Raw genomic sequence first — 26588 nt, 5'->3', positions numbered from 1 at the left:
CCCATGCCCCCGGTAGAGTCCACCGTCCCCGCCGGCATGACCGTCCCCGATGGGATGAATCCAGCCGTCGAGCTCCACCAGCGCGGCCGCGCGGAACTGCAGTTCCTCGCCGCGCACCGGGCCGCCCTGACGCCGCTGCGCGCCAGGGTCAGGGCCGAGGTGGAGGGCGTGCCCGAGGTCGCGGCGTGGGAGGGCGATCCCACGGCGCCGATCGGGGAACTGCGCGCCGCGGCGGACCGGGCCCTGGCGGGCCGCGCCGACCAGGCCGTGGTCGGCGCGGCCCTGCGCTGGAACCGGAGCGTGCTCACGCCCCGCGCCGTCGCGGCGTTCACCGCGCGCCGCGCCGCGCTGGCGGAGCTGGCGAGCGCGCCGGAGCCGGCGGCCATCCTCGACCGGGGAGACGAGGCGGTGCCGCGGTACTGGAAGTACGAGTTCCACGGCACCGCCGGAGGCTGGGACGGGCACGAGCACATGGGCTTCGTGCACCACGAACTGGTGTACCGCCACCTGCTCGTGCCCGCCTACGGCGACATCTTCCGCCAGCGGGGCGCGGTCGCGGCCGCGGCCCCGCGCGACGCCTACACCGCGATCTGCGATCTGGGCTGCGGCACCGGCCAGTACACCCTGAAACTCGCCGAGACCTACCCCGACGCGAAGATCACCGGCGTCGACCTGTCGACGGCGTCCCTGCACTACGCCCAGCGCCGCGCCGCAGACCGCGGCCGCGCCTGGGACCTGGTGCGGGCGCCCGCGGAGGCCACCGGGCTGCCGGACGGCGGCTTCGACCTGGTGACCTCCTTCATCCTGCTGCACGAGCTGCCCCCGCACGCGATCCGCGCCGTGTTCGCCGAGGCGTTCCGGCTGCTCGCCCCCGACGGCGACCTGCTCTTCTCCGACGTCACGCCCTACGCGCGCCGCGCCGGACACCAGGCGTGGCTGGACGACTGGGACGCCGAGAACGGCCACGAGCCGTGGTGGCGGACCGCGGCGACGATCGACCTCGCCGCCGCCGCCCGCGACGCGGGCTTCACCGACGTGCGCCAGCAGGCCCTCGGCCCCGGGAACTACCCGTGGCTGACCATCGCCCGCCGCCCGGCGGACTCCCGAGAGGAGGCGGCATGAAATCCAGACTGCTCGCCGCGGCCCCCGAGGCCCCGCAGAGCACCCGGTCCGGGACGGACGCCCTGGTGATGGACGGCGTGCGCGTGTCGCTGCCGTCCGGGCGCGGCCCCTTGCGGATCATCCGGGACGCCACGTTCCGGGTGCGCCGCGGCGAGGTCGTCGCGCTGGCCGGGGAATCCGGCTCGGGCAAGTCCACCTCGATCCTCGCGGCGCTGCGGCTGCTGCCGCCCGGCGCGGAGATCGACGGCTCGATCGTCCTGGACGGCCAGGACGTCCTGGCCACGCCCCGCAAGGAGATGCGCAGGCTCCGCGCGAGCCGCGCCCGGCTGATCTTCCAGGACCCGTGGCGCTCGCTGCACCCGATGAAGAGGATCGGCGCGCAGCTCGTGGAGTCGGCCCGCACCGCCGACCCCTCGCTGTCCAAGAAGGAGGCCGCCGAGCTGGCCGAGGCGATGCTGGCGCGCGTCGGCATCCCCGACCCGGCCTCGCGGATGGCGTCCTACCCGCACGAGGTTTCCGGCGGCCAGTCGCAGCGCATCGTCATCGCGATGGCGCTGGTCGCCAAGCCCGCGGTGCTGTTCTGCGACGAGCCCACCACCGCCCTCGACGTGACGACCCAGGCCCAGATCCTCGAGCTGCTGCGGGAGCTCAACCGGGACCTCGGCATCTCCATCGTCATCGCCACCCACGACCTCGACGTCATCAGCGACCTCGCCGACCGGCTCGTCGTCATGTACGCGGGCGAGGTCGTCGAGTCGGGGCCCACCGCCGAGGTGCTGGCCAGGCCCCGGCACCCCTACACCTTCTCGCTGCTGCGCGCCGCCCCCGGCGCGCAGACCGGCGACCGGCTGCACGCCATCGAGGGCCGCCCGCCGGGCCCGGCTGAGGAGATCTCCGGGTGCGCGTTCGCGGCCCGCTGCCCCAGTGCCGCGGACGTGTGCGCCTCGGCCCATCCCGCGCCCCGCGAGGTCGCCCCGGAACGGATCACCGCGTGCCTGCGCGCGGAGGGCTACGGCCCGATCGGAGGAACCTCATGACGCCCCAGCCGGTCGCCCGGGTCACCGACCTGGTCAAGGAGTTCCGCGTCGGCCGAGGCCGCACGCTGCGCGCCGTCGACGGCGTCTCCTTCGAGGTCCGCCGCGGCGAGACCGTCGGCCTCGTCGGCGAGTCGGGAAGCGGCAAGACGACGGTCGCCCGGATGCTCATCCGCCTGGAGGAGCCGACCGCGGGCCGCGTCGAGTTCGAGGGCCGCGACGTCACCGAACTCGGCGGCGAGGCGCTGCGCGAGGCGGTCCGGCGCAAGATGGCGATGGTCTTCCAGAACCCGTCGACCTCCCTCAACCCCTACCAGCGCATCGGCGACGTGCTCGCCGAACCGCTCAAGGTGCACAAGGTGGGCGACGCCGCCGACCGCGAGCGCGCCGTCCGGGAGATGATGGAGCAGGTCGGCCTCGACCCGGCCTTCGCCGGCCGCTACCCGCAGGAGCTGTCCGGTGGGCAGCGCCAGCGCGTCGGCATCGCCCGCGCGCTCATGCTCGACCCGTCGCTGATCGTCGCGGACGAGCCGACGGCCTCCCTCGACGTGTCCGTGCAGGCCCAGGTCGTCAACCTGCTCCAGGACCTCCAGCGCGACCGGGGCCTGGCGTACCTGTTCATCACCCACGACCTCGCGCTGGTCCGGCACCTCAGCCACCGGGTCGCGGTGATGTACCTCGGCCGGGTGGTCGAGATCGGGCCTGCCGCCGACCTGTTCGCCGACCCCGCGCACCCCTACACCGCGGTGCTCGCCTCCATGCAGCGCGACGCCGAGCACCGGATCGTGCCGCAGGGCGACATCCCGTCGCCGATCGACCGGCCGTCCGGCTGCGCGTTCCGCTCGCGCTGCCCGCTCGCCCGGGACAAGTGCGCCACCGAAACGCCCGCCCTCGCATCCGTGGCCGAGGGACGCCAGGTGGCCTGCCACTTCCCCGGAGAGCTGCGCCTGTCCGGCGCCGCGCAGCACCGCGCGCTGCCCGAGCCGCCGCCGCTGGTGCCGGCCGGCTCTGACCTGCTGACCTCGAAGAAAGGGGGCTGAGCGATGCCCGGCTTCGCCGCAGACGACCCCGTCTACCTGAACCGCCCCGAGCACCTCGACGGGCTGTTCAACGCCCTCATGGAGGTCTGCTCGGAACTGTGGGTGATGCGCGACCGCTTCACCGTGCTGGAGCACCTGCTCGCCGAGCGCGGCTCCGTCACCGCCGCGGACCTGGACTCCTTCCAGCCGGAAGGGGAGCTGGCGGCCCGCCTCGACGCCGACCGGCGCGCGTTCCTCGGCCGCGTCCTGGAGGCTGCGGCCTCGGGCGGTCCCCGATGATCGCCTACCTCGCCCGCCGCCTGCTCATGCTCGTCGTCGTCGCGTTCGGCGTCACGACGTTCCTGTTCATCCTCGCCCAGCTGTCCGGCGACGCCGCCGAACTGCTCACCCCGCCCGACGCCAGCCCGGCCGTCGTGGAGGCCACCCGGGAACGGCTCGGCCTCGACGCACCCGTCCTCGTGCAGTACTGGCACTCCCTGGTCGCCTCGGTCACCCTGGACTTCGGTCACTCCTTCGCCTTCCACCAGCCCGCCGTGACCATGGTGTTCGAGCGGATCGGCGCGAGCCTGTGGATCGTGCTCCCGGCCATCGTCCTGTCGGTGGTGATCGCGTTCGCGATCGGCCTCACCGCGGCGCTGCGGCCGAGCCGGACCGTCGGCCGGCTGATGATGGCCTCGACGTTCCTCACCGGCAGCATCCCCTACTTCTTGATGGCGCTGCTGCTGGTCCTGCTGTTCGCGGTGAACCTCCAGTGGCTGCCCGCGACCGGCAGCGAGGGCCTGATCAGCCTCGTCATCCCGGTCACCGCGCTCACCCTGGCCGCGGTGGCCACGACCGCCCGGCTCGTGCGCGGCCAGCTCCTCGACTCCTTCTCCGAAGGGCACGTGCTCACGGCGCGCTCCAAGGGCGTGCCGCCCTGGAAGGTGCTCTTCGGGCACGCGCTGCCCGGCGCGCTGCCGCCCGTGCTCGGCTGGCTCGGCATCGAGTTCTCCTTCCTGTTCAGCTCCCTGCTCGTGCTGGAGCCGCTGATGGGCTACCAGGGGCTCGGCGGCCTCCTCATCCGCAGCGTCAGCAACCAGGACTTCCCCCTGGTCCAGGCCAGCGTGTTCTGCATGGCCATGCTCATCACCCTGGTCAACATCGGTATGGACGTGATCGTCCGGCTGGTGGACCCCAGGCTGCGCGCCAAGGCGGCGGCATGACCGCACCGACCGTCAGGAGACACTCATGACCACGGCGACCCAGATCTTCAAGAAGAGTCCGGCGGGCCGGGACAGGCGGGCGAAGGCGCCGGACGCCGCCCGCAGCCGCTCGCGCGCCGCCGAGATCGCCGGCCGCGTGTGGGCCGACTCCGTCGGCCGCGCCGCCGTGGTGCTGCTGGCCGTGCTGGTGCTCATCGCGCTGTGCGCCCCGCTGCTCGCCCCCTTCGACCCCGAGCAGCAGAACCTCCAGGCCACCAGCCAGGCCCCGTCCTGGCTCGGCGGGGCGGGCGGGCACCTCCTGGGCACCGACACGCTCGGCCGCGACATCCTCAGCCGCGTCCTGTACGGGATGCGGCTCAGCATGGCCGTCGGCGTCCTCACCGCCACCGGCGCGGCCCTCATCGGGCTGATGCTCGGCCTCATCGCCGGGTACTTCGAGAACACCGCGGGCGCGGTCCTCATGCGGGTCGCCGAGATCCAGTTCGCGGTGCCCTTCGTGGCCGTCGGCGTCGCGCTGGCCGCGGTCGTCGGCCCCGGCATCGTGAAGATGATGATCATCCTCGCGGTGTGGGGCTGGGTGAACTACGCCCGCACCATCGTCAACTCGGTCTCGCAGGTCAAGCGGATGGACTTCGTCACCGCCGCCCGCACGGTCGGCGCGAAGACCCCCGCCCTGCTGTTCCGGCACATCGCGCCCAGCGTGCTCGGCCCGGTCGTCATCCTGTGGTCGACCAGCGCGGGCGTGCTCATCATGGTGGAGAGCGCGCTCAGCCTCCTCGGCCTCGGCGTCCAGCCGCCCGGGTTCTCCCTCGGCAGCATGCTCTCGGACTCGCGCTCCACGCTTCGCCTGGCCTGGTGGGCGACGGTCTTCCCCGGCATGGCCATCATGCTGCTGGTGGTCGCGTTCAACCTGCTGGGCGACGCGATCCGCGACGCGCTCAACCCGTCGGCGCGCGGCAAGGCCGACCCCGAGCTCTGGTGACCGACACGACAAGGCCCGGCCCGGAGGAACCCTCCGGGCCGGGCCTTCACGCGTGCTCAGCGGCCGTCGGGGGCGCCCAGCCAGGCCCAGCTCCGGTTGATCTCCTCGGCCGCGGCCAGGACGAGGTCGCGGTGGTGCTCGACGACGTCGGCGGTGAACCGGTGGGCGGGTCCGCACAGGCTGATCGACCCGTGCGCCTCCCCGTCGGGGCGCACCAGCGGCGCGGCGATCGAGGCGGCGTCGGACTGCCGCTCGCCGATCGACATCGCGACGCCCTCCCGGGCGATCCCGGCGAGTTCGGCGCGCAGCGCTTCCCGGTCGGTCACGGTCCGCTCGGTGAGCGGCTCCAGCGGGCCGGCCAGGACGGACTCGCGCCGGTCCTCGGGCAGGAACGCCAGGATCGCCTTGCCGGACGAGCCCGCGTGCAGCGGGAACCTGCGGCCGACCTCGACGGTCATCTTGACCTCGCGGGGGCTCTCGAACTGGGTCAGGTAGACGCGGTCGTCGCCGACCAGCCCCGAGAGCGTGGTCGTCTCGCCGGTCGCGTCGCGCAGCCTCCGCAGCACCGGGAGCGCGACGGTGCGCGCCTCGAAGCGCGACAGCGCGCTCGCGCCCAGCGCGACCGCGGCGGGCCCGAGCCGGTACCCGGCGACGCCCTCGTCGGTCTGCAGCATCTCCCGCGACACCAGCGACTGCAGGATGCGGTGCACGACGGCCTTGGACAGGCCGAGCTCCCGGCTGATCGCGCTGACGCCGAGATACTGGGGGCCGCCGACGAACAGCAGCAGCACGTCGGCGACCCGCGCAGCGGTCTCGGTGCCGGAGGGGTCGGCGGGGCGCGCGGCCGCCCGCGCGGCGGAGGTCTTGTCCGTCACGTCATGATCCTAAGGTCGGCGGGGTACGGCGAGGCCCCGCCTCCGTGCGGTGGAGGCGGGGCCGGGGGAGAGCGGTCAGCGGCCGCGGGGCACGTAGCGGCCCGAAGGGGCGCCGGTGATCTTCCCGTCGGTGAGGACGCGGGCGCCGCGCACGAAGGTGTCGGTCACCTTGGCGGTCATCGCGAAGCCCTCGAACGGCGTGTACTCCTGGGTGGACTCGGACTCGGCGGCCCGGACCGTCCAGCGCGCGTCCGGGTCGACCAGGGCGATGTCGGCGTCGAAGCCCTCGGCCAGGTCGCCCTTGGCGAGCAGGCCGTAGCGGCGGGCCGGGTTCGCCGAGGTGAGCCGGGCGATCGCCTGGAGCGACAGGCCGCGCTTCGTGCCCTCGCCGACGAGGCCGGGCAGCAGGTACTCGGCGCCGCCGAAGCCGGACTTGGCGAGGAAGATGTCGTCGCGGTCCGCGCCGAACTTCATCTCGTCCTTGCAGCACGCGTGGTCGGACACGACCCAGTCGACGTTCCCGGCCAGGACGTGGCCCCACAGCGCCTCGACGTCCTCGCGCTCGCGCAGCGGCGGGTTCACCTTGCCGCCCAGGCCGTGCGCGGTGTCCACGTCGGCCAGCAGGTGGCCGATGGTGACCTCGCGGCGGAAGTCGACGTGCGGGAACGTCCCGGCCATCGTCATCGCCGCCTCCATCGCCTTGCGCGAGGTGAGGTGCAGCAGGTTGATGTTCGGCAGGCCGGTCTCGTGCGCCAGGTAGGAGGCGATGGTGACGGCCAGGCCCTCGGAGTGCGGGGGCCGCGAGGCGCTGTAGGCGCGCAGGCCCGTCAGGGAGCCGTCCTGCTCGACGAGCTTCGTGTAGGCCGTCATGATCTCGGCCGTCTCGCAGTGCAGCGACAGCGACAGGTGCGGGGCGTAGTCGGTGAGGATCTCCCGCGCGTTCTGCACGCCGCGCATGACGAACTCGAAGTGCGCCAGGTCGTAGCGCTCGTCCGGCGGGGTCATGAGGAAGTCGCTCTGGCTGGTCGAGCGGCCGTGCAGGCCGTGGCTGCCGTAGAACATGAAGATCTTGAACGACGTGACGCCGTGCTCCTCGACGAGGTACGGGATCTCGCCGATGTGCTCGGCCGACATCGGCGCGAGGTGGAAGGCATAGTCGACGTAGGCCCTGCCGTCCGACAGGGACAGGACCTCGGGGAAGAAGTCGCGGTAGGAGCCGCCCTTGTTCAGGTAGTACTGGCCGGTCCGCATGTAGGTGAGCGCCGTGGTGACGCCGCCCTGGGCCGCGGCGCGGCTCTCGGTCGCGGTGTCCACGGACAGCTCGTTGTAGATGCCCCAGTGCTGGTGGGCGTCCACGACGCCGGGGAAGGCCAGCAGGCCGCGGCCGTCGACGACCTGGGCGGCGTCGTCGGCGGGGAGGTCCGGGGCGATGCGCACGATCTTGCCGTCGTTGATCGCGATGTCGACCGGCGGGGGCGTCCCGTCGGCGTCGCCCGGCCGGACGGCGCGGACGTTCTTCAGCAGCAGTTCGATGGACGCCATGGAAACTGTCCTCCAGGGGATCGGCGCGGGTCAGTTCGCGAGGGTGCGGGCGAGGTGGTCGGCGGCCAGGTAGGCCAGGCCGAAAGCGGGGAGCAGCCCGTTGCCGGGCAGGTAGCCGTCGGCGCCGTGGCCCGAGATCCCGGCGGCGGCGCCGCCCGCGGCGTACAGGCCGGGGACGGGCCGGTCGGCGGTGTCGACGACCGAGGCGTTCTCGTCGACGATGAGGCCGCCCTGGGTGTGGAAGAGGGCGGGCACGACCCGGACCGCGGCGTAGCGCGGCTCCAGGGGGCGCTCCCAGTGGGTGCGGCCGTGCGGGTCGGCGGTCTCGCCGCGCGCGGCCGCGGCGGACGCGGCCAGCTCGGCGGCCAGGGCCTCGGCGGGCAGGCCGGTGGCCTTGGCGAGGGCGGCGGCGTCGTCGGCCCACAGGATGCCGCCGGCGGAGTCGACGTCGCGGAAGTCCTGGAACGCCTGGCACTGGTCGTAGATCGTCTGGTCGATGACGATCCAGCCGGTCGAGCCGGGACGGGCGGCGAGCTCGGCGGCGTACTCGGAGTAGCCGCGGGTCTCGTCGCCGAAGCGGCGGCCCGTGGTGTCGAGCAGGACGCCGCCGCGAATGACCGTCGCCCAGCCGAGCAGGGTGCCCGCGCCCGCGGCGACCGCGGCGTGGCCCTGGTAGGCGTCGAGGAAGCCGGTGGCCGCGCCGAGCCGCCCGCCGATGCGCAGGGCGTCGCCGCGCGAGTGCTCGCCGCCCTGGTAGAGGGCGCCGGCGATCTCGGGCATGTGCTCGGCGACGAGCTCGCGGTCTGCGCCGTAGCCGTTGGTGGCGAGCAGGACGGCCCGGGTCGGGATCTCCTCCGCGGTGCCGTCGGGCAGGGTCACGACGGCGGCGCGCACCGCGCCCGTCGCGTCGGTGAGCACGTCGGTGAGCCGGGCCGGGACGAGCAGGTCGATGCCGGGGTGCTCGCGCACGCGGCGGGCCAGGTGGTCGATCACGGACGAGCCGTGCCTGCCCGGCAGGGAGTGGCAGCGCGGCACGGAGTGGCCGGGGTAGTTGAAGTCGGTCACCAGCGACAGGGGCAGGCCGACCCCGTCGGCGAGCCACTCCACGAGAGGGGCGCTGACCGCGGCGAGGGTCCCGGCGAGGCGCGCGTCGGCCTTGCCCTTGGTCTTGGCCATGATGTCGGCGACGAACGCCTCGGGGGAGTCGGCGACGCCCTCGGCGGCCTGCCAGCGCGATCCCGCGCCGGGGAACATGGCCGTCGACATCGAGGTGTTGTTGCCGCGGCGGAAGTGCTCGCTGCACTCGACCACGAGCACGCTCAGGCCGTGCTCGGCCGCGCGCAGGGCGCCGGCGAGGCCGCCGCCCGCCCCGGCGACCACGAGGTCGGGGCCTTCGAACTCCGGTGCGCTCATCGCGTCAGTTCCGTGCCTTCCTGCTGCGCACCGCCTCGTCCGGCGGTGTGGTTTCCGTTCCGCTCAAAGGAACGGGTATCTGGCTACGGCTTATCGTGACATCTGTCGACCTTCCTGGTCAATATCCTGCGCAAACTTGACGATACGCCATGAACAGTGCGAACTTGGGCCTCCTGGGCCGGAGTGCGACACCGGCCTTGGCATGAGATCGTTCCGCTAGCAGGAACGCATCGGCCGCAGGAACGACCGACACAGACGACACGAAGGAAGTGCACGCCATGGCAGGCGCCCTGGAAGGCCTGCGGGTCATCGACACCGCCACGCTGTTCGCCGGTCCCCTCGCCGCCACCCTGCTCGGGGACTTCGGCGCGGAGGTCGTCAAGGTCGAGCACCCCAAGGGCGACCCCGTCCGCAGCCACGGCGCGAGCAAGGACGGCGTGGGCCTGTGGTGGAAGATGATCGGCCGGAACAAGAAGGCGATGACGCTCTACCTGGGCTCCCCGGAGGGCCAGGAGGTCTTCCGCGCGATGGTCGCCGACGCCGACGTCGTCATCGAGAACTTCCGGCCGGGCACCCTGGAGAAGTGGGGCCTCGGCTACGACGAGCTGAGCCGCATCAACCCGCGCCTCGTGCTCGCCCGCGTCACCGGCTTCGGCCAGTTCGGCCCCTACTCCGGCCGTCCCGGATTCGGCACCCTCGCCGAGGCGATGAGCGGGTTCGCCGCCATCACCGGCGAGCCCGACGGCCCGCCCACCCTGCCGCCCTTCGGCCTCGCCGACGGCATCACCGCGCTCACCACGGCCTTCGCCGTCATGACCGCGCTGAAGGCCCGCGAGAGCACCGGCCGCGGCCAGGTCGTCGACATGGCCATCATCGAGCCGATCCTCACCCTGCTCGGGCCGCAGATCATCGCCTACGACCAGCTCGGGATCCTCCAGGAGCGCACCGGGAACCGGTCGTCCAACAACGCGCCCCGCAACACCTACCGGACCAGTGACGGCAAGTGGGTCGCGGTGTCCACCAGCGCCCAGTCCATCGCCGAGCGCGTCATGCGGCTCGTCGGCAGGCCCGAGTTCATCGACGAGCCGTGGTTCGCCTCCGGCGCGGAGCGCGCGAAGCACGCCGACGAGCTCGACGCGGCCGTCGGCGACTGGATCGCCGAGCGCGACCGCGCCGCGGTCATCGCCGCCTTCGAGCAGGCCCAGGCCGCCGTCGCGCCGATCTACGACGCCGCCGACGTGCTCCAGGACCCCCAGTTCGCCGCCCTCGGCTCGATCGCCACGGTGCTGGACGACGAGCTCGGCCCGGTCCGCATGCAGAACATCCTGTTCCGCCTCTCGGAGACCCCCGGCGAGATCCGCACCACGGGCCCGGCCCTCGGCGCGCACACCGAGGAGATCCTCGCCCGCTACGGCGTCACCGGCGAGCGCCTGGCCGAGCTGCGCGCCAAGGGCGTCGTCAAGTGATCAGGTCCTGGCTGTACGTGCCGGGGGACCGGCCCGACCGGATCGGCAAGGCCCTCGGCGGCCCCGCCGACGCCGTCGTCATCGACCTTGAGGACGCCGTCGCCCCCGCGGACAAGGACGCGGCCCGCCGCGTCGCGCTGGACGTCCTGGCCGACGGGCGGCCCGCCTATGTCAGGATCAACGATCCCGCCACCGGGCCCGGCCGCGACGACGTGGCCGCGCTGGCCGCCGCGCCCGGCGCGCTCGCGGGCGTGCGGGTGCCCAAGTGCGAGGACCCCGGCGAGCTGCGCCGCACCGCCGACGCGCTCGGCGTGCCGGTCTTCCCGCTGGTGGAGTCCGCGCTGGGCGTCGAGAACGCCTACGCGCTGGCGACCGCGCACCCGATGGTCGGCGGGATCTCCCTCGGCGAGGCGGACCTCGCCGCCGACCTCGGCGGTGACCGGACCGCGCTGGCCTGGCCGCGCTCGCGCGTCGTCGTCGCGGCCCGCGCGGCCGGGCTGCCGAGCCCGGCGCAGAGCGTCTGGACCGCCGTGCGCGACCTCGCCGGGCTGCGCGCCGACACCGAGGCGGGCCGCGCCGCAGGATTCCTCGGCCGCTCGGTGATCCACCCCGCGCAGATCCCCGTCGTGCACGAGGTGTGCGCCCCCGACCCGGAGGAGACCGCCTGGGCGCGCGACCTGCTCGCCCGCGCCGAAGGCGGCGGAGCGGCCTGGGTCGACGCCGCCGGGCGGTTCGTCGACCGGGCCGTCCTGGAACGCGCCCGCCGCGTCGCCGCTCTGGCCGACGCCGCCCGCTGACCCGCCACCGACCCCACCGACCGCTCACCGAGCCGTCCGAACGCGAGAACGAGGAATGCCGATGTCCCAGTCCACCCACCGCGATCCCCTGCTGGCCGCCGTGGCCGGCGGCGTGCGCCTGATCGAGCTGGGGCAGCCGTTCTTCACCGGCATGCCCTGCTCGCCCAACCACCCGGGCTTCCGGATGACGCTCATCCGCCGCCACGGCGACATGGAGCGCCCCGACGGCGGTTCGGCCGCCAACGAGATCATCGTCACGGGCGGCCACGTCGGCACCCACATCGACGCGCTCTCACACGTCAGCCATTGCGGCGAGCTGCACGGCGGCGTCGACGCGGCCGAGGCGCAGAAGGGCGGCGTGTTCAGCGCGCACGGCGCCGAGACCCTGCCCGGCCTGCTGCGCCGCGGCGTCCTGCTGGACGTGGCCGCCGTCCACGGCGTGCCGACGCTGCCCGCCGGGTACGGCGTCACCGTCGCGGACCTGGAGGCCGCCGCCGAGCGGGCGGGCGCCGAGCCGGGCGAGGGCGACGTCGCGCTGATCCGCACCGGCTGGGCCCGCAACTTCGGCGACGCCGACACCTACCTGAGCAAGGCCGCGGGCGTGCCCGGCGCGACCGTCGAGGCGGCCGAGTGGCTCGCCGCGCGCAAGATCGCCGCGACGGGCGCCGACACCACCGCCTACGAGCAGATCCCGGCGGGCGCGGGCCACGCCGTCCTGCCCGTGCACCGGGTGCTGCTGGTGGAGAACGGCATCTACATCATGGAGCACCTCAATCTTGAGGACCTGGCCGAGCAGGGCGTCCACGAGTTCGTGTTCCTGCTCGCGCCGCTGCGCATCAAGGGCGGCACCGGCTCCCCGATCCGCCCCCTCGCGGCGGTGAGCGCGTGAGCACCGCGGTCCAGCGCCTCGGCGCCTTCGCCGCCGGAGTCCGCGCCGAGGGCCTGCCCGCCGAACTGCGCGCCGACGCCGCCCGCCGCGTCCTCGACGTGCTCGGCAACAGCTTCGCCGCGACGAACGAGGCGCCCGCCATGGCCGTCGGCGCGCTCGTCGCCGAGTGGGGCGGCGCAGGCCGCTCCACCGCGCTCGGCCAGGCCGGACCCCTGCCGGAACCGAGCGCCGCGCTCCTCAACGGCACCCTCGCCCACTCCCTGGACTTCGACGACACCCATCTGCCGTCGGTGCTGCACCCGTCGGCGTCGGTCGTGCCCGCGGCCCTGGCCGTCGCCGAGGCGCGCGGCGCGTCGGGCGCACAGCTCCTCGACGCGATCGGCGTCGGCGTGGAGATCGCCGTCCGGGTCGGCATGGCCGGGTACGACCCGGGCCTGGGCAACTCGGTGTTCTTCGAGCGCGGCCTGCACGCCACGGCGATCTGCGGCGCGCTCGGCGGCGCGGCGGCGGGCGCGATGCTGTCCGGGCTGGACGCCGAAGGCGTCGCGCACGCCATCGGGATCGCCTCCAGCATGGGGTCGGGCCTGCTGGAGGCCAACCGCACGGGCGGCACCGTCAAGCGGGTGCACTGCGGCTGGGCGGCGCACGCCGCCGTCACCGCCGCCGGGCTGGCGCGGACGGGGCTGACCGGTCCGCCGACCGTGCTGGAGGGCAGGTTCGGCCTGCTCCAGGCGTTCTGCGGCGACCAGTACCACCTCGGCCCGCTGCTGGACGGGCTCGGCGAGCGGTGGGAGCTGCCGGGGATCTTCTTCAAGCCCTACCCGTGCAACCACTTCACCCACGCCGGGATCGACGCGGCCCGGCGGCTGCGCGCACGGGGCCTGGACCCGGCCCGGATCGAGCGGATCGACCTCGGCGCGCCGACCCCCGTGCTCCGGACGATCGGGGAGCCCCGCGAGGACAAGATCCATCCGAAGTCCGGCTACCACGCGGCGTTCTCCGGCCCCTACACGGTCGCGGCGGCGCTGCTCGGCGGGGGCGGGCTCGGCCTGTTCCACGAGGACTTCACCGACGAGGCCGCCGCCGACCCCGCGCGGCTCGCGCTCGCCGCGAAGGTGCACTGCGCGCCGGACGCCCGGTGCGACGAGATCTTTCCGCACCAGTTCCCCGCGGTCCTGCGCGTCACCCTGGACACCGGCGAGGTCCTGGAGGAGCGGGTGGACGTCAACCGGGGCGGCCCCGGGGACCCGCTGAGCGCCGACGAGCTCGCCCTGAAGTTCCGGCTCAACGCGACCCGGCTCCTCTCGGAGGCCGAGGCGGACGAGGTGACCGCGCGCACCTACGGCCTGCCCGACGCGCCCGATCTCGCGGCCTTCACCGGTGCGCTGAGGGCCCCGGCGTCCCGCTGATCCGGCGCCCTCCCGTCGCGGTCACCCGCGAGGCGGCGGGAGGGCCCCTTCCCCACGGCGATTCCGGATGGGGCCCTGTCTTCACTGGCATGAAACTCTCACTTTGGGAGTCTTGTTTGTGAGGAGGTGGGCGTTTACTTTCGGGGCGAACCCGGCGAAGGGAACGTCACCGTGTCCGCTGAAACGCCCGAACTGCCGATCCACCGCGAGGAACCGCTGGACCCGCCCCCCGGGCTGGGCGCCTTCCGCGCCGAGGCGCCCGCGCGGGTGCGGCTCCCCGACGGGAGCGGCGCCTGGCTCGTCGTGGGGCACGCCGACGTGCGCGGCCTCCTCGCCGATCCGCGCCTCAGCGCCGACGACACCCACCCGGCCTACCCGACGCTGCTGCCGGTCCCCGCGGAGAAGGGCGCGCTGTCGTTCCTGCGCTTCGACGACCCCGACCACGGCAGGATGCGCAGGATGCTCGCCGCCGAGTTCACCGTCCGGCGGATCAACCTGCTGCGCCCGTCGATCGAGGAGGCCGTGGACCACCTCCTGGACGACATGCTCGCCAAGGACCGCAGGGCCGACCTCGTCGTGGACTTCGCGCTGCCGCTGCCCTCCCTGGTGATCTGCCTCCTGCTCGGCGTCCCCTACGCCGACCACGAGTTCTTCCAGGCCAAGAGCCTCGACTTCCTGAACGTCGAACTCGACCCCGAGGTCGCGACGGCCTCCGTCGCCGAACTCGACGCCTACCTGGCCCGGCTCGTCGCCGCGAAGGTCGCCGAGCCGACCGACGACCTGCTCGGCCGGGTGGCCGCCGCCCAGGTGGCGACCGGGAACCTCACCGAGGAGGAGCTGGTCCTCATGGCCCGGCTGCTGCTCATCGCCGGGCACGAGACCACCGCCAACATGCTGTCGCTCGGCACCTACACCCTGCTGAGGTCGCCCGATCAGCTCGCCCTGCTGAAGGCCGACGCCGAGCACGCCCCGGCGGTGACCGAAGAGCTCCTGCGCTACCTGTCGATCGTGCACTTCGGAGTGGCGCGGACCGCGCGCGAGCCCGTCGAGGTCGGCGGCGTCACGATCGGCGCGGGCGAGGGCGTCCTCATGTCGCTGGCGGCGGCCAACCGCGACGCGGCGCACTTCGGCGCGGCCCCCGACACGTTCGACGCGACCCGCCCGCCCGGCCACCATGTCGCGTTCGGGTTCGGGATCCACCAGTGCATCGGGGCGGCGCTGGCCCGGCTGGAGATGAACGTCGCGCTGCCCCGCCTCTTCGCCAGGGCTCCCGGACTGGCCCTGGCGATCCCGCCGCAGGACGTGGTCTTCCGGCCCGAGCAGTTCGTCTACGGGGTCGCCTCCCTGCCCGTCACATGGTGAGGCTCCGGGCGGATCTGACCGCCTGCCGGGGCGCGGGCCAGTGCGTCTTCACCGCGCCCGAGCTGTTCGACCAGGACGACGAGGAGGGCAGGGTCGTGCTCCTGCCCGTGGCCGGCCCCGATCCGGAGCGGGCGGCCCGCGCCGTGCAGGCCTGCCCGAACCGGGCGCTCACCCTGGAGTGAGGATCAGGGCACGCGGGCGATGAAGCCGTGCATGCAGATGTCCTCGACCCGGGCGCGCTGGTCCTCGGGGATGTTCGGGCGCCAGAGCGGCAGCGGGCTCACACCCGGCTCGATGAGTTCGAGGCCCTCGGCGAACGCGGCGATCTCCGTCGAGGTGCGCACCCGGAACGGGATTCCGCTCTGGGTGTTCACCTTTTCGTGCGCCTCGGGGCCGCCGGGCAGGTCGTCGCTGCTGGCGTGGGAGAACACGATGTGGCTTCCCGGCGCGAGCGCCTCGCGGAGCGTCCGGAAGATCCTGGCGGCCTTCTCGTCGTCGACCATGAAGTGGAAGACCGCGAGCAGGATCAGCCCGACCGGCTTCGACATGTCGATCGTCTCGTGCAGCCCGGGAAGGCCGAGGATGTGCTCGGGGTCGTCCAGGTCGGCTTCCAGGTAGGCGGTCCTGCCCTGGGCGGAGCTGTTCAGCAGCGCCCTGGCGTGCACCAGGACGATCGGGTCGTTGTCGATGTAGACGACGCGGCTCTCGGGCGCGGACTGCTGCGCGATCTCGTGGACGTTGCCCGCGGACGGCAATCCGGCGCCGACGTCGAGGAACTGTCGGATCCCCGCGTCCTCGGCCAGATAGCGCACCGCGCGGTGCAGGAACCGCCGGTTCTCGATGGCCGACATCCGAATGGTCGGGAACAGTTCGGCGACGACGCGGGCGGACTCGCGGTCGGCCTCGAAGTTGTCCTTGCCGCCGAGCCAGTAGTCGTATCGGCGCGCCGGGTGCGCACGGGAAGCGTCGATACCCCCAGGTACCTCTTCAATATCCACAAACCGCATTCTCCTGTAAATCAGGAGCGTTTGGTACATGATCGACTAAGGCCCTCGAAAGATCGTTCCCCCGCCCCCTCCTCCCAGAAGGCAGCCGGCATGGACCTGCACTACAGCCCGTTCGACTTCGCCATCCAGAAGGACCCGTACCCCGTGTACAAGCGGATGCGGGAGGAGGCGCCCGTCTACCGCAACGAAGAGGACGACTTCTACGCGCTGTCCAGGCACGCCGACGTGGTCGCCGCGCTGAAGGACTCCGAAAGGTACTCCAGCAAGAACGGCCTCCGCCTTGAGCCGGCGTTCTGGGGCCCGCAGGCCGAGCAGATCTTCTCCTTCGTGGCGATGGACCCGCCCCGGCACACCCGGCTGCGCTCACTGGTGCAGAGCGCGTTCACCAACAAGCGCGTGCAGGCGCTGGAGCCGCGGCTGCGCGAGATCGCCAAGGCCCACCTGGAGCCGCTGCTGTCCGGCGACACCTTCGACCTCATCCACTTCGCCGGGGGCTTCCCGACCGACGTCATCTCCGAGCTCGTCGGCGTGCCGGAGTCCGACCGCGCGAAGGTGCGGGACCTGGGCATGGCCATCATGTACCGCGAGCCGGACGGCGGTCCCGTCAAGGACCTGCCGCCGTCGGCGATGGCCGCGGTCGGCGCGCTCGTCGGCTACTACACCGAGCTGACCATCGACCGCGCCAAGGTCAGGCAGGACGACCTGCTCTCCGGCCTGCTCGACGCGGCCGAGGGCGAGGACAGGCTGACCCCCGAGGAGGTCGTGTCCATCCTCATCCTCCTGGTCGGCGCGGGCATCGAGACCACCATGCTGCTGCTCGGCAACGCCTGGCACGGCGCCTGGTCGCACCCCGACCAGAAGGCGCTCGCGCTCGGTGGCCGGATCGACGACTGGGTCGAGGAGACCCTGCGCTTCGACCCGCCGTCGCAGACCATCGCGCGCACCACGGTCGCCGACGTCGAGGTGCACGGGACCGTCATCCCCGCCGAGTCGCGCGTCCTGCTGATGACCGGCGCCGCCAACCACGACCCCGCGGTGTTCGAGAACCCCGACGCGTTCGTGCTCGGCCGCGACACCTCGGGCTCCCTGGCGTTCGGCTACGGCCGCCACCACTGCCTGGGCTCCATCCTGGGCCGGCTGGAGGCCAGGATCGCGCTCCAGACGCTCAGCTCCGCCATCGCCGACTACGAGATCGACGAGGCGAGCGCCGTCCGCGTCGGCTCGTCGAACAACCGGGGCTTCGCCTCCCTGCCGACGGGCTTCACCAGGCGCTGACCGGCGAAGGGCCCGGCAGCGCCGCCGGGCCCTCCACCCAGGGGTCAGGGCAGGAAGCTGGTGTGCGCGATCTCGACGGAGATGCCCGCCGCGCGGTGCAGCGAGACCATCGGCGACACCGAGGCGAGGCGGGAGAAGCCGGCCGCGTCCATCTGGGCGCCCGCCGAGGGCACGTCGCCGGTGAGGAAGACCGGGTAGAAGGGCGTGCTGGTCGTCGTGCACGCGTTCTGCGGCAGCGCCGGCGACTGCGTGACGACGCTGACGTACGGGTCGTCGGTGTCGCCCAGCTCGACGGTCTCGTGCACGAACACCGAGGAGCCGTTGGACAGGTCCCAGGGCATGTCGTAGGACACCTCGGGGGAGAAGGAGATCCCGGAGACCGACGCGACCTGCGTGCGCACCGCGGCGATCGGGCACGGCAGGATCGAGATGTTGCGGACCGCGCCGAGGTCGATGCCGGGCGGCTGCCCGGCGTCCTGGCCGCCCGGCGCGGCCGAGACCTCCACCAGCTGGACCAGCACGCCGCCCGCGCCCTTCCAGAACGCGAACGCGCCGCTGTCGGAGACCCGCTGGAAGCCCGCGTTCGACATCCTGGCGGCCGCGTCGTCGACGTCGGCGACGTCGTAGGACAGGTACGGCCTGGCCTGCGTGGGGGTCGCGGCCCAGGGGCCCGGCGCGGGGGCCTGCAGGAGCTCGATGTTCGGCGCGCCGCGCAGCGTGCGGGCGCGGCGGACGTCCACCCGCGAGCTGCCGAAGCCCGCGACGGCCACGACGGGCTGGGTGGTCCTGATCTGGGTGAACCGGTTGCCGGTGCCCGCTCTCAGGTACCGCACCGCCGCGTCGATGTCGGCGACGGCGAAGCCGATGTGGTCGGGCGCCCCGAGCGGGCCGCTCACGCCGGGCCGGTCGGCCGTGTCCTCGGTCATCGCCGTGCCGGGGAACGCCAGCGCGAGCACCGGCACCAGCCCCAGGGCCAGAGCGCGCGCGATCTTGGGAACCTTCACGAATCTCTCCATGACGTGTCTGCTGACCGCGCCGCGCGGCGCCCTCCGAAAGCGCGCGCGACCACGGGACGGCATCGAGCCGTCGCGGTCAGTACGGGGGGACCGCCCGTTAATGTCCCGGTCGGCCACGTTGGGTGATGATTAAATCACTTCAAGCAGCCAATGTTGCAGAAATCGCAGGATTGGTCACTCTGTGAGAGTTTCTGGGGCTTCCGGCGGGTGCTAAAACCCGTCGCCCTTCCCTCCGGACAGGGCTAGGCTCGGCGCGTCCCCCGCCGCCCCCAAGGAGGCGCAGGAGATGGACGTGCTACTCGACATCGAGACCCAGGACCCCGACGACGTGCTGGCGTTGTGCCTGCTCGCGGGGCATCCCCGAGCGGAGCTGCGCGCGGTGACGGTCACGCCGGGCTCCGCCGACCAGATCGGGCTCGTCCGCCGGGTCCTCGCCCTGCTGGGGCGGCCGGACGTGCCCGTCGGAGGCGCCGACCCGGAAAACGGGCGGGAATATGTGTCGGGGTTCCACCGGCGCTGGCTCGGCTCCTGGCGCCCGGCCGATCCCGACGGCCCCGCCGTCACCGTGCTGGCGGACGTGCTGCGCGCGCGTCCGCGGGCCGTGCTCGTCACGGGAGGCCCACCGCACCACTTGGGCGCGCTGCTGGAGGAGCGCCCGGACACGCGGCTCGACAGGTGGGTCGCGCAGGGCGGCTTCGCCGGTGACGCGCTCGTGCCGCCGGAGCACCGGCTGCCCAAGTTCGCGGGGCGCGACGTGTGCCCCACGTTCAACTTCAACGGCGCGCCGCGGGCGGTGCTGCGCGCGCTGGCCCCCGAGGCGCCCATCGCCCGCCGCGACCTCGTGGGCAAGAACGTCACGCACGCGATCCGCTACGACCGGGCGTTCCACGAGCGCGTCGCGCCGCACGCCGAGGGGTCGCCGTCGCTCGCGCTCATCCACCGCGGCATGGAGCTGTACCTGCGGCGCCGCCGCGACGGCAAGCTCCTGCACGACCCGGCGGCAGCCTGCTGCGCGCTCGTCCCGGACCTCGCCGTCTGGGCCGAGGCCGAGATGCGCCGCGAGCCCGGCGGCTGGGGCGGGCGTCCCGCCGAGGGCACCCGCACCTTCCTCGCCACCGCCCTCGACCACGAGGCGTTCTTTCGCGTGTTCACCGGCCGGGACTGACCTCCGCTTCGCCGGGCGCGAGAGAACCCGCGTGCGCGGCGCCCGCCCGTCGGCAAGACTGCCGGGATGCTCACCGCACGCGCAGCCCTGCTCCTGGACCAGCTCGACATCGCCGAAGCGCTTCTGGAGTACCACCTGGACGGCCTGGGGGACGCCGAGTGCCTCTGGGAGCCGTCTCCGGTGTCCTGGACCATCCGGCCGGACGGCGCGGGAGGGTGGACCGCGGACTGGGCGGAGACCGAGCCCGAGCCCGTGCCGACGCCGACCATCGCCTGGCTGATGTGGCACATCGGGTTCTGGTGGACGACGGCGGCGGGGGAGTGCTTCGGCGCGGGCGCGCCCGGCCGGGCGGAGATCGCCTGGCCGGGGTCGGCGGACGCGGCGGCCGCGTGGCTGCGCGGGCTCGCGGCGGAGTGGCGCGAGCGCCTCGCGGAGGTGTCGGACGCCGAACTCGACGGAAGGACCGTCACCCTGTTCGGGCTGGACCGGACGCTCGCGCAGGCGGCGGCCTGGGTCAGCGTCGAGCTGGTGAAGAACGTCGCCGAGATCGGGTCGCTGCGGCTGCTGCACGCGGCGCTCGGCTCGGCGGGGCGGTGAGGCCGGCGGCCGGGGCGAGGGCGCGGAGGCGTTCGGCATCGCGGATCGCGGCGCAGCCGTGGTCGTTGTTGAAGTAGACGTAGGCGCGGGTGAAAGGGCCGCCGTCGGCGAGGCGGTCGAGCCAGGTGCGCAGGGCTCGGTCGCCGTAGTGGGGGCGGGGGGAGGCGGTGCCCTCGTGCAGGCGCAGATAGGCCCAGTCGGCGGTCGCCCACAGCGGGTTCTGGGGGCGGCCGAGGCGGTCGGCCCAGGCGAGGGCCGCGCCGCGCGCCTCCAGGACGGCCCGGACGTCGTCGGTCCACCAGGACGGATGGCGGAACTCCACCGCGAGGCGCACGCCCCGGGGGAAGGCGCGCAGGCAGGCGTCCAGACGGTCGGGGTCGGCCCGCAGCGTCGGCGGGAGCTGGAGGAGGACGGGCCCCAGAGCGGCGCCCAGCCCTTCGGCGGCCCGCATCAGCCGCGCGACGGGTTCGACGGGCTCGCGCAGCCGCTTCATGTGCGTCAGGTAGCGGCTCGCCTTGACGGCCATGACGAAGCCTTCCGGAACCGTTCCCTTCCAGTCCGCGAACGTCTCCCGGCCGGGCAGCCGGTAGAACGCGTTGTTGTTCTCGACCGTGCGAAACCGTTCGCCGTAATAGGCGAGCCAGCCCTTCTTGGCGACGTCCCGCGGATAGAACCGCCCCCGCCAGTCGTCATACATCCACCCGGACGTCCCCACCAGCACCTCGTCCATCCGTCGAGCACCCCCCTCGCGCACCTCGTCCCGGGCACCGGGTCGTGCGGTGCCGGGCCCCGCGGGGCCCGGGTCCGATACTGGGGGCGTTTCCGGAGGAAAGGCTGGGGAAGCTCAAGTTTCGGTCAGATGCCTCGGGCCAGGAGGACCACCCCGGTCGTGGCGGCGAGCCTGTCCTTGGAGATCTCCTGGTATTCGGGGGAGTGGGCCCAGCGGCGGAAGGCGTCGGCGTCGCGGAAGGACATGAGGATGACCTTCTCGTAGGACCACTCGCCCTCGATGACCTCGGGCTTCTCGTCGGCGGACAGGAGCCTTCCCTCGTAGGAGATGAGGACGTCCATGAAGCCCCGGACATAGGCGTCGTAACGCGCCCGGTCGTGGATCGCTATCTGTGCCACCGCGTAGACCGTCATGTGGACAAAGTAACGAATGCGGTTCGGTTGTGCCAGGTATGCGGTGATTCACGGTAAGACGGGAGGACTGCGGCGTGCGGAGGTGTTGTGGGAGGGACGATGCGGGCCTACCGGCTCGGCGAATGGCTGGCGGAACCCGGATTCGCGGAGGTGCCGGTGCCCGAGCCGGGACCGGGCGAGGCCCTGGTGCGGGTGGCCGGATGCGGGCTGTGCCACTCGGACCTGGCGATGCAGGGGATCACCGCCGACGTCGGCAGGGCGCTCGGCTGGCACGCTCCCTTCACCCTCGGGCACGAGACCGCCGGGCACGTCGCCGCGGTGGGGCACGGCGTCCACGGGGTGGCCGAAGGCGACGCGGTGGCCGTGGTGTCGCCCGCGTCCTGCGGCTCCTGCCGGTTCTGCGCCCGCGGCCTCGACAGCGTCTGCCCCGAGCGGCCCTACGGGCGCGGGTACGGCCGCGATGGCGGGCTCGCCGAGTACGTCCTCGTGGAGGACGCCGTCCGGGCGCTGGTAAGGCTCGCGCCCGGCTTGGACCCGGTGACGGCCGGTCCGTACACCGACGCGGGCGCGACCTCCTACCACGCGGTCAAGCGGGTGCTCCCGCGCGTCCCCGACGGAGGGACCGCCGTCGTCATCGGCGTGGGCGGGCTCGGCGGGTTCGCCGTGCAGTTCCTGCGGCTGCTCACGGGAGCCCGGATCGTCGCCGTCGACACCGACCCCGACGCCCTCGCCCGCGCGCTCGAACTCGGCGCCCACGAGACGATCGTCGGCGGCCGGGGTGTCGTCCGCGCCGTGCGCGAGCTGACGGGGCACGGAGCCGACGCCGTCCTGGACTTCGTCGGCGCGGACGCCACCCTGCGCGCCGGCGTCGGGTCGGTCGCCCCCGGCGGCGCGTTCGGCCTTGTCGGAGCGGGGGGCGGCACCTACGACCGCCCATGGTTCGGCGGCCTCCCTAAGGACGCGGAGATCTTCACCTTCCAGGGCTCGTCCGTCGCCGACCTCCGCGAGGTCCTCGCCCTCGCCGCCTCCGGCGACCTCCGCAACGATGTGGCCCTCTACCCCTTCTCCGACACCCCCGCCGCCTACGCGGCCCTCCGCGAGGGCGCCCTGGCGGGCCGCGCCGTCATCTCCCTCATCTGACCCTCCCCTGGCGCGGGGAGCCGCAGCCGGAACGAAGGACCGCGTGAAATTCGACGTACCGGAAAACCCGCGCCTACCTGGGGATACGTACGTCGTGGACGGCCCGTGGCCAATGCGGCGAAACGCTTTCCCATCCTTTGTCGGGGGGCGCGGGACATCGGAGTATTCCGGCTTCTAAAGAATTGATCAAAGGGCCCCGCGCGGACTTCGCGGGGCGGCCGGGAGGGCAGGAAACGCGCGGATCCCGCGGTGCCTACCGCGCGCCGCCGTCCGGGCGGCCCGACCGCGGGGAGGCCGAGGAGGGCGTGTGAAGGTGAACCGGCGGGCGGCGCTGGCGTTGTGCGGCGCGGTCCTGGCAGGCGGTGTGGCGGCGACGGCAGCCCCCGCGGCGGCGAACATCGTGCGGGCGGCTGATCCCTACTCCGACAAGTGGGGTGTCATCGGCCGCAACTCGATCGGGTCGCCCGTCGCCGAGCTGCGCTTCGGACCCTGGGGGCGCACCACCGCCACCCCCGCGGCGACCCAGCCGCCGCCCTCCGGCCGCGGCAGCCTCGGGCTCCTGGTCGCGGCGGGCCCCAACCCGGGCACCGCCACCGACGACGAGAAGATCGCCTACGGCAACGAGACGGACTTCGCCGGATTCCGGATCGCCGACATCCGCGCCCTCCGGTACTCCATCTTCACGGCGATGGACTCGATCGAAGGGGTGTCCCTGCCGAGGATCTCCTTCGAGATCGACCCGAAGCTGGACAAGAACGTCACCTACTCGACGCTCGTCTACCTGCCGGACCGCTCGGCGAGCCCGTCGGCCCCGGCGTCTCCGGGCCCCGGCCGGTGGCAGACCTACGACGCCGCGGCCGCCGGCGGGGCCTGGTTCGCCACCGGCACGACCGGCGCGACGATCGGCTGCACCCTGGCGCAGCCGTGCACCTTCTCGCACGCGAAGGAGAAGCTGCCGAAGGCCGTCGTCACCTACGCCGTCCAGTTCCAGAAGGGCCGCGACAACGCCTTCATCGGTGCCGTCGACGCCCTCCGCATCAACAGCACCCTCTACGACTTCGAACGCGAAGGAGTCCGCAGGCGCCCGATCTGAACCGTCGCGGCGCGGCGACCGAGAGGACGGGGCCGTGCCCCCTGCCCTCCAGGGCAGGGGGCACGGCGTTCTCGGTTCGGGCGTCCGGGGCCGGGCCCCGGGCCGGGTCCCCGAGCCGGGCCCCTGTCCAGGCCGGGTCCCCGGGCCGGGCCCAGGGCCCGGTTCAGGCGTCCCGGCCGGGCGTCCGGTCGGGGGTGCTGCGGGCGGCCCGGCGGGCCAGCGCCAGGGCGGTGAGGGCGCCGAGGGTGGCGGAGGCGCCTTCCAGGCGGGAGCGGCCCGTCGGGGTCTGCGCCGCGGTGCGCGCGCGCTCGACGGTGCCGGTCACCACGGGATGGGTGAGGACGGTGCGGCCCTGGCTGACGGCCCCCTCACCGAAGGAACGAGCGGCCCGCAGGGCGCGGTCCTTACGCGCGACCGGGCGGTGCGCTCGGCGGGACCGGGCCCAGGCCAGCGCACCGAGCGCGAGCGCGCCCGCCGCGAGCGCGACGCCCTTGCCGCGCTCCGGACGGCGCGCGGCATGACCCGCCTTCTCCCGGGCGGCGCGCAGGTGGTCGCGGGCGGAGGCGTCGGCCTTGTCGGCGAGCAGCGTGACGGTCTGCCCGAGCGTGCGCCGCGTGCTGTCGATCTCCTGGTGGACGGCCTCGGCCTCGCGATCCCGCGTCGCCGTGGTCCCCAGGTTCTCGCTGGTCATCGTGTGCCTCTCTGCTGTCGGACGGTCGGCGGGACCCGGCTCCTGGCCGGGGCCCTCGTCAAGGAATCTTCCCCATCACGTAAAGATAAACACATTTCTTCCGAGATTGTGCCGTGATCTGAAAGATCGCCTTCCGTGATCTGCTCACTCTCTGTGCACAATGGCGTGATCCACATCTCTTTTCAGTAAATCGTGATTCAAGGAATGGTCAAGGGGAATGTATCGCTGCGACACCAATCGTGAGTGGAGAGGCATATGACCGTCGCAGGGATCATCACCGCCATCGTCATCGGCGCGATCGTCGGGATGCTGGGCCGGCTGGTTCTGCCGGGTCGCCAGCCGATCGGCGTTCTGCTGACCGTGGGCGTCGGCATCCTCGCCGCGCTCCTGGGCACCGCGCTGGCCCAGGAAGTCGGCGTGGCCGTCACCGACGGCGTCGACTGGATCGAGCTGGCCTTCCAGATCGGCCTGGCGGCCGTCGGAGTCGGGCTCGTCTCGGCGCTGCGCGGCGGCAGGTCGCGCACCGGCCGCTACTGACCGGTCCCGCGCGGCGCGGTCCCGATCGCGCCGCCCCGCAGACGCCGCACCCGACCTTGAAGGCGGGTGCGGCGTCCTTCGCGTCGGCAAGGCGATGGTGTTGGCAGGGCGCGGCAAGGCGATCCGGCAAGGGCGGAACGCGGAAAACCGGTTGCCCGCGAGGTGCCGGGATGAGATGTTCTCACTATGAGAGTAAAGAGGAAGGCGGTCGCCGAGCAGACCGTGGCGATCCTTGAGGCGGGGTCCTACCGGGTCGGCGGACGGACCGTCGCGCTCGACGTGCCGCGCGCGGTGGCCGCGGCCCGGCTCGTCCAGCCGGGAGGGTTCGCGGCGCCGCGGCGCGGTCCGCACGGCACCGTCGTCGAACTGACCCCGGAGACGACGCTGGAGGCGGCGCGCAGGCTCGGGCCCGGTGTCGCCGCGCTGAACTTCGCGTCCGCCAAGAACCCCGGCGGCGGCTTCCTGCGCGGCGCGCACGCCCAGGAGGAGGCGCTGGCCCGCGCGTCCGCGCTCTACCCCACCCTGCGCCGCTTCCAGGCCGAGTTCTACGACGCGCACCGCGCGGCGGGCGACGCCCGCTACTCCGACCGGATGATCTACTCGCCGGCCGTCCCGGTCTTCCGCGAGGAGTCCGGCGCTCTGCTGGAAGAGCCGTACGAGGTCGCGTTCCTCACCTCGCCCGCACCCAACCGCGGCGCGCTGCCTCCGGACGTCGACGTCTCCGCGCTGCTGCGCCTGCGCGCCGCCAAGGTGCTGTCGCTGGCCGCCTCCGAAGGCCACGAGCGGCTTGTGCTCGGTGCCTGGGGCTGCGGCGTGTTCCGCAACGACCCCGCCGAGGTCGCCGCCGTCTGGGCGGACCTCCTCGACGGCCCCTTCGCCGGGGCGTTCGCGCACGTCGCCATGGCAGTCTGGGATCCGGGCCGCGCCACCCCGCAGTACCGCGCGTTCGCCGGACGGTTCAAGGAGCGGGCTGGCAGTTCGGGCACCAGTAGGTGACGCGGTCGTCCTGCCCCGCGACCCGGATCGGCGTCCCGCAGCGCAGGCACGACCGCCCCGCCCGCCCGTACACCCACATCGGCTGGGCCGCCGAGCCGGTGGTGACCCGGCGCGGGCGCTCCCGGTTCGCCTCCAGGAGCCGGTGCGCGATCTCGACGAGGGCGGGCAGGTCGGCCCGTCCCGCGGGAGTCCGCGGATGCGTGCGGCCGGTGAAGAGGATCTCGGCCTTGAAGATGTTGCCTACCCCGGCGAGGTTGCGCTGGTCGAGCAGCGCCTCGCCGATGGGCGTCTCGGGCCGCGCCGCGAGGTTGGCGACGGCGAGATCGGCGTCCCAGTCCGGCCCGAGCAGGTCGGGTCCGAGATGCCCGACGACCTCGCGTTCGTCGGCGACCAGCCGCAACTGGTGCACCCGGTATCCGACGGCGCTGCCCGCCTCGGTGCGCAGCAGCGCCCGGATCTGGTGGAACGGCCCGGAAGGCCGCCTGCCGGGCGGGAACACCTTCCACGCCCCGTCCATCAGCAGGTGGCTGTGCAGGACGAACCGGTCGAAGCGGAAGAGCAGATGCTTGCCGCGCGGCACGACCTCGCGCACCGTCCGGCCCGTCAGATCGACGGTCGCCAGCCGCGGCACCCGCAGATCGGCCTCCAGCAGCACTTTTCCCGCGAGCACCGGCCGCAGGTTGCGCGCCGCCCGCCACACACTGTCACCTTCCGGCACCCTTCCATCATCACAGAGGCCCGTCGGGCGTACCGGTCGACTCCCGGTGTTCTGCGCGGCGTCATCGGCTCCCGCTC

At 73.3% G+C, this 26588-nt stretch carries 28 protein-coding genes; 19 read left to right on the top strand and 9 right to left on the bottom strand.

Translation table 11 applies throughout. From position 1 onward, the window contains the following. Positions 1-3 precede the first annotated feature (3 nt). Genes ACYVOM_RS37005 through ACYVOM_RS36980 form a run of 6 tightly spaced genes read left to right on the top strand, consistent with a single transcriptional unit; the run spans position 4 to position 5380 of the window. Entirely contained in the window at positions 4-1122 is a 1119-nt protein-coding gene (locus ACYVOM_RS37005) for a class I SAM-dependent methyltransferase (RefSeq protein WP_460308271.1), read from the top strand. Further along, a complete protein-coding gene (locus tag ACYVOM_RS37000) occupies positions 1119-2159 on the top strand; it encodes an ABC transporter ATP-binding protein (RefSeq protein ID WP_460308270.1) in 1041 nt (346 codons plus the stop codon). The genes ACYVOM_RS37005 and ACYVOM_RS37000 overlap by 4 nt, the downstream gene beginning before the upstream one ends. Continuing rightward, on the top strand, positions 2156-3196 hold the full coding sequence (locus ACYVOM_RS36995; protein ID WP_460308269.1) for an ABC transporter ATP-binding protein: 1041 nt from the start codon (positions 2156-2158) through the stop codon (positions 3194-3196). The genes ACYVOM_RS37000 and ACYVOM_RS36995 overlap by 4 nt, the downstream gene beginning before the upstream one ends. A 3-nt stretch (positions 3197-3199) precedes the next feature. Beyond that, a complete protein-coding gene (locus ACYVOM_RS36990; protein WP_460308268.1) occupies positions 3200-3475 on the top strand; it encodes a hypothetical protein in 276 nt (91 codons plus the stop codon). Continuing rightward, positions 3472-4398 carry an ABC transporter permease gene (locus ACYVOM_RS36985; protein ID WP_460308267.1) on the top strand — a complete coding sequence of 309 codons (927 nt, stop codon included), beginning with the start codon at positions 3472-3474 and terminating at the stop codon, positions 4396-4398. The genes ACYVOM_RS36990 and ACYVOM_RS36985 overlap by 4 nt, the downstream gene beginning before the upstream one ends. Positions 4399-4423: 25 nt before the next feature. After that, positions 4424-5380, top strand: a complete 957-nt coding sequence (locus ACYVOM_RS36980) for an ABC transporter permease (RefSeq protein ID WP_460308266.1) — start codon at positions 4424-4426, stop codon at positions 5378-5380. A 56-nt stretch (positions 5381-5436) separates the two neighbouring features. Here the strand turns inward: ACYVOM_RS36980 and ACYVOM_RS36975 are convergent, their stop codons facing one another. The 3 genes from ACYVOM_RS36975 to ACYVOM_RS36965 all read right to left on the bottom strand — a co-directional run bounded on the left by ACYVOM_RS36975 (position 5437) and on the right by ACYVOM_RS36965 (position 9210). Beyond that, entirely contained in the window at positions 5437-6255 is an 819-nt protein-coding gene (locus ACYVOM_RS36975) for an IclR family transcriptional regulator (RefSeq protein WP_460308265.1), read from the bottom strand. A 75-nt stretch (positions 6256-6330) separates the two neighbouring features. Then, entirely contained in the window at positions 6331-7797 is a 1467-nt protein-coding gene (locus tag ACYVOM_RS36970) for a dihydroorotase (protein ID WP_460308264.1), read from the bottom strand. A gap of 30 nt (positions 7798-7827) precedes the next feature. Then, positions 7828-9210, bottom strand: coding sequence for an FAD-dependent oxidoreductase (locus ACYVOM_RS36965; RefSeq protein WP_460308263.1), 1383 nt, complete (start codon positions 9208-9210; stop codon positions 7828-7830). A 278-nt stretch (positions 9211-9488) separates the two neighbouring features. On the opposite strand from ACYVOM_RS36965, the gene ACYVOM_RS36960 reads away from it, so the two are divergent. The 6 genes from ACYVOM_RS36960 (at position 9489) to ACYVOM_RS36935 (ending at position 15315) form a co-directional block, all read left to right on the top strand. Then, positions 9489-10676: a CaiB/BaiF CoA transferase family protein gene (locus ACYVOM_RS36960; protein WP_460308262.1), complete on the top strand. Its 1188-nt coding sequence runs from the start codon at positions 9489-9491 to the stop codon at positions 10674-10676. Next, positions 10673-11473 (top strand): HpcH/HpaI aldolase/citrate lyase family protein, encoded by an 801-nt coding sequence (locus ACYVOM_RS36955; protein WP_460308261.1) that lies wholly within the window; start codon positions 10673-10675, stop codon positions 11471-11473. Before ACYVOM_RS36960 ends, ACYVOM_RS36955 begins: the two co-directional genes overlap by 4 nt. Positions 11474-11534: 61 nt before the next feature. Next, a complete protein-coding gene (locus ACYVOM_RS36950; protein ID WP_460308260.1) occupies positions 11535-12362 on the top strand; it encodes a cyclase family protein in 828 nt (275 codons plus the stop codon). Further along, positions 12359-13771, top strand: a complete 1413-nt coding sequence (locus ACYVOM_RS36945) for an MmgE/PrpD family protein (protein ID WP_460308259.1) — start codon at positions 12359-12361, stop codon at positions 13769-13771. The genes ACYVOM_RS36950 and ACYVOM_RS36945 overlap by 4 nt, the downstream gene beginning before the upstream one ends. Positions 13772-13942: 171 nt before the next feature. Further along, entirely contained in the window at positions 13943-15133 is a 1191-nt protein-coding gene (locus tag ACYVOM_RS36940) for a cytochrome P450 (RefSeq protein WP_460308258.1), read from the top strand. Beyond that, a complete protein-coding gene (locus ACYVOM_RS36935) occupies positions 15127-15315 on the top strand; it encodes a ferredoxin (RefSeq protein WP_460308257.1) in 189 nt (62 codons plus the stop codon). The genes ACYVOM_RS36940 and ACYVOM_RS36935 overlap by 7 nt, the downstream gene beginning before the upstream one ends. Positions 15316-15318: 3 nt before the next feature. On the opposite strand, the gene ACYVOM_RS36930 is transcribed toward ACYVOM_RS36935, so the two are convergent. Beyond that, entirely contained in the window at positions 15319-16140 is an 822-nt protein-coding gene (locus ACYVOM_RS36930; protein WP_460308256.1) for an SAM-dependent methyltransferase, read from the bottom strand. 90 nt (positions 16141-16230) lie between these two features. On the opposite strand from ACYVOM_RS36930, the gene ACYVOM_RS36925 reads away from it, so the two are divergent. Further along, entirely contained in the window at positions 16231-17415 is a 1185-nt protein-coding gene (locus ACYVOM_RS36925) for a cytochrome P450 (RefSeq protein WP_460308255.1), read from the top strand. A 44-nt stretch (positions 17416-17459) separates the two neighbouring features. Here the strand turns inward: ACYVOM_RS36925 and ACYVOM_RS36920 are convergent, their stop codons facing one another. After that, entirely contained in the window at positions 17460-18419 is a 960-nt protein-coding gene (locus ACYVOM_RS36920; protein ID WP_460308254.1) for a VOC family protein, read from the bottom strand. 298 nt (positions 18420-18717) lie between these two features. Here ACYVOM_RS36920 and ACYVOM_RS36915 point away from each other — a divergent pair, with 298 nt between their 5' ends. After that, positions 18718-19596 (top strand): nucleoside hydrolase, encoded by an 879-nt coding sequence (locus tag ACYVOM_RS36915; protein WP_460308253.1) that lies wholly within the window; start codon positions 18718-18720, stop codon positions 19594-19596. A 66-nt stretch (positions 19597-19662) separates the two neighbouring features. Beyond that, positions 19663-20193, top strand: a complete 531-nt coding sequence (locus ACYVOM_RS36910; protein WP_460308252.1) for a DinB family protein — start codon at positions 19663-19665, stop codon at positions 20191-20193. Here the strand turns inward: ACYVOM_RS36910 and ACYVOM_RS36905 are convergent. Beyond that, complete coding sequence (locus ACYVOM_RS36905; RefSeq protein WP_460308251.1) at positions 20111-20923, bottom strand: DUF72 domain-containing protein; 813 nt, start codon at positions 20921-20923, stop codon at positions 20111-20113. The two genes, ACYVOM_RS36910 and ACYVOM_RS36905, sit on opposite strands and share 83 nt — an antisense overlap. A gap of 125 nt (positions 20924-21048) precedes the next feature. Then, positions 21049-21336 (bottom strand): DUF1330 domain-containing protein, encoded by a 288-nt coding sequence (locus tag ACYVOM_RS36900; protein WP_460308250.1) that lies wholly within the window; start codon positions 21334-21336, stop codon positions 21049-21051. A 99-nt stretch (positions 21337-21435) separates the two neighbouring features. On the opposite strand from ACYVOM_RS36900, the gene ACYVOM_RS36895 reads away from it, so the two are divergent. Together ACYVOM_RS36895 and ACYVOM_RS36890 are read left to right on the top strand one after the other, a co-directional pair. Next, the gene (locus tag ACYVOM_RS36895; RefSeq protein ID WP_460308249.1) at positions 21436-22476 is read left to right on the top strand and encodes an alcohol dehydrogenase catalytic domain-containing protein; all 1041 of its coding nucleotides are present in this window, start codon (positions 21436-21438) and stop codon (positions 22474-22476) included. A 307-nt stretch (positions 22477-22783) separates the two neighbouring features. Beyond that, positions 22784-23569: a hypothetical protein gene (locus ACYVOM_RS36890; RefSeq protein WP_460308248.1), complete on the top strand. Its 786-nt coding sequence runs from the start codon at positions 22784-22786 to the stop codon at positions 23567-23569. Positions 23570-23732: 163 nt separating this feature from the next. On the opposite strand, the gene ACYVOM_RS36885 is transcribed toward ACYVOM_RS36890, so the two are convergent. Next, positions 23733-24260 (bottom strand): hypothetical protein, encoded by a 528-nt coding sequence (locus ACYVOM_RS36885; RefSeq protein WP_460308247.1) that lies wholly within the window; start codon positions 24258-24260, stop codon positions 23733-23735. 255 nt (positions 24261-24515) lie between these two features. Between ACYVOM_RS36885 and ACYVOM_RS36880 the strand changes: the two genes are divergently transcribed. Together ACYVOM_RS36880 and ACYVOM_RS36875 are read left to right on the top strand one after the other, a co-directional pair. Beyond that, positions 24516-24797 (top strand): GlsB/YeaQ/YmgE family stress response membrane protein, encoded by a 282-nt coding sequence (locus ACYVOM_RS36880; protein ID WP_460308246.1) that lies wholly within the window; start codon positions 24516-24518, stop codon positions 24795-24797. Between the two features lie 186 nt (positions 24798-24983). Further along, positions 24984-25793, top strand: a complete 810-nt coding sequence (locus ACYVOM_RS36875) for a TIGR02452 family protein (protein ID WP_460308245.1) — start codon at positions 24984-24986, stop codon at positions 25791-25793. On the opposite strand, the gene ACYVOM_RS36870 is transcribed toward ACYVOM_RS36875, so the two are convergent. Next, positions 25756-26511 (bottom strand): DNA-formamidopyrimidine glycosylase family protein, encoded by a 756-nt coding sequence (locus ACYVOM_RS36870; RefSeq protein ID WP_460308244.1) that lies wholly within the window; start codon positions 26509-26511, stop codon positions 25756-25758. The genes ACYVOM_RS36875 and ACYVOM_RS36870 overlap by 38 nt on opposite strands. Positions 26512-26588: the final 77 nt, after the last annotated feature.

It is taken from the genome of Actinocorallia aurea (assembly GCF_054783995.1).
This window is presented reverse-complemented; position numbering and strand designations above follow the sequence as displayed.

Coding starts and splice junctions, on each gene's coding strand:
- ACYVOM_RS37005 (WP_460308271.1), top strand. CDS start 4: ATGCCCCCGGTAGAGTCCACCGTCCCCGCCGGCATGACCGTCCCCGAT.
- ACYVOM_RS37000 (WP_460308270.1), top strand. CDS start 1,119: ATGAAATCCAGACTGCTCGCCGCGGCCCCCGAGGCCCCGCAGAGCACC.
- ACYVOM_RS36995 (WP_460308269.1), top strand. CDS start 2,156: ATGACGCCCCAGCCGGTCGCCCGGGTCACCGACCTGGTCAAGGAGTTC.
- ACYVOM_RS36990 (WP_460308268.1), top strand. CDS start 3,200: ATGCCCGGCTTCGCCGCAGACGACCCCGTCTACCTGAACCGCCCCGAG.
- ACYVOM_RS36985 (WP_460308267.1), top strand. CDS start 3,472: ATGATCGCCTACCTCGCCCGCCGCCTGCTCATGCTCGTCGTCGTCGCG.
- ACYVOM_RS36980 (WP_460308266.1), top strand. CDS start 4,424: ATGACCACGGCGACCCAGATCTTCAAGAAGAGTCCGGCGGGCCGGGAC.
- ACYVOM_RS36970 (WP_460308264.1), bottom strand. CDS start 7,797: ATGGCGTCCATCGAACTGCTGCTGAAGAACGTCCGCGCCGTCCGGCCG.
- ACYVOM_RS36965 (WP_460308263.1), bottom strand. CDS start 9,210: ATGAGCGCACCGGAGTTCGAAGGCCCCGACCTCGTGGTCGCCGGGGCG.
- ACYVOM_RS36960 (WP_460308262.1), top strand. CDS start 9,489: ATGGCAGGCGCCCTGGAAGGCCTGCGGGTCATCGACACCGCCACGCTG.
- ACYVOM_RS36950 (WP_460308260.1), top strand. CDS start 11,535: ATGTCCCAGTCCACCCACCGCGATCCCCTGCTGGCCGCCGTGGCCGGC.
- ACYVOM_RS36935 (WP_460308257.1), top strand. CDS start 15,127: ATGGTGAGGCTCCGGGCGGATCTGACCGCCTGCCGGGGCGCGGGCCAG.
- ACYVOM_RS36930 (WP_460308256.1), bottom strand. CDS start 16,140: ATGCGGTTTGTGGATATTGAAGAGGTACCTGGGGGTATCGACGCTTCC.
- ACYVOM_RS36925 (WP_460308255.1), top strand. CDS start 16,231: ATGGACCTGCACTACAGCCCGTTCGACTTCGCCATCCAGAAGGACCCG.
- ACYVOM_RS36915 (WP_460308253.1), top strand. CDS start 18,718: ATGGACGTGCTACTCGACATCGAGACCCAGGACCCCGACGACGTGCTG.
- ACYVOM_RS36910 (WP_460308252.1), top strand. CDS start 19,663: ATGCTCACCGCACGCGCAGCCCTGCTCCTGGACCAGCTCGACATCGCC.
- ACYVOM_RS36905 (WP_460308251.1), bottom strand. CDS start 20,923: ATGGACGAGGTGCTGGTGGGGACGTCCGGGTGGATGTATGACGACTGG.
- ACYVOM_RS36900 (WP_460308250.1), bottom strand. CDS start 21,336: ATGACGGTCTACGCGGTGGCACAGATAGCGATCCACGACCGGGCGCGT.
- ACYVOM_RS36895 (WP_460308249.1), top strand. CDS start 21,436: ATGCGGGCCTACCGGCTCGGCGAATGGCTGGCGGAACCCGGATTCGCG.
- ACYVOM_RS36885 (WP_460308247.1), bottom strand. CDS start 24,260: ATGACCAGCGAGAACCTGGGGACCACGGCGACGCGGGATCGCGAGGCC.
- ACYVOM_RS36880 (WP_460308246.1), top strand. CDS start 24,516: ATGACCGTCGCAGGGATCATCACCGCCATCGTCATCGGCGCGATCGTC.
- ACYVOM_RS36875 (WP_460308245.1), top strand. CDS start 24,984: ATGAGAGTAAAGAGGAAGGCGGTCGCCGAGCAGACCGTGGCGATCCTT.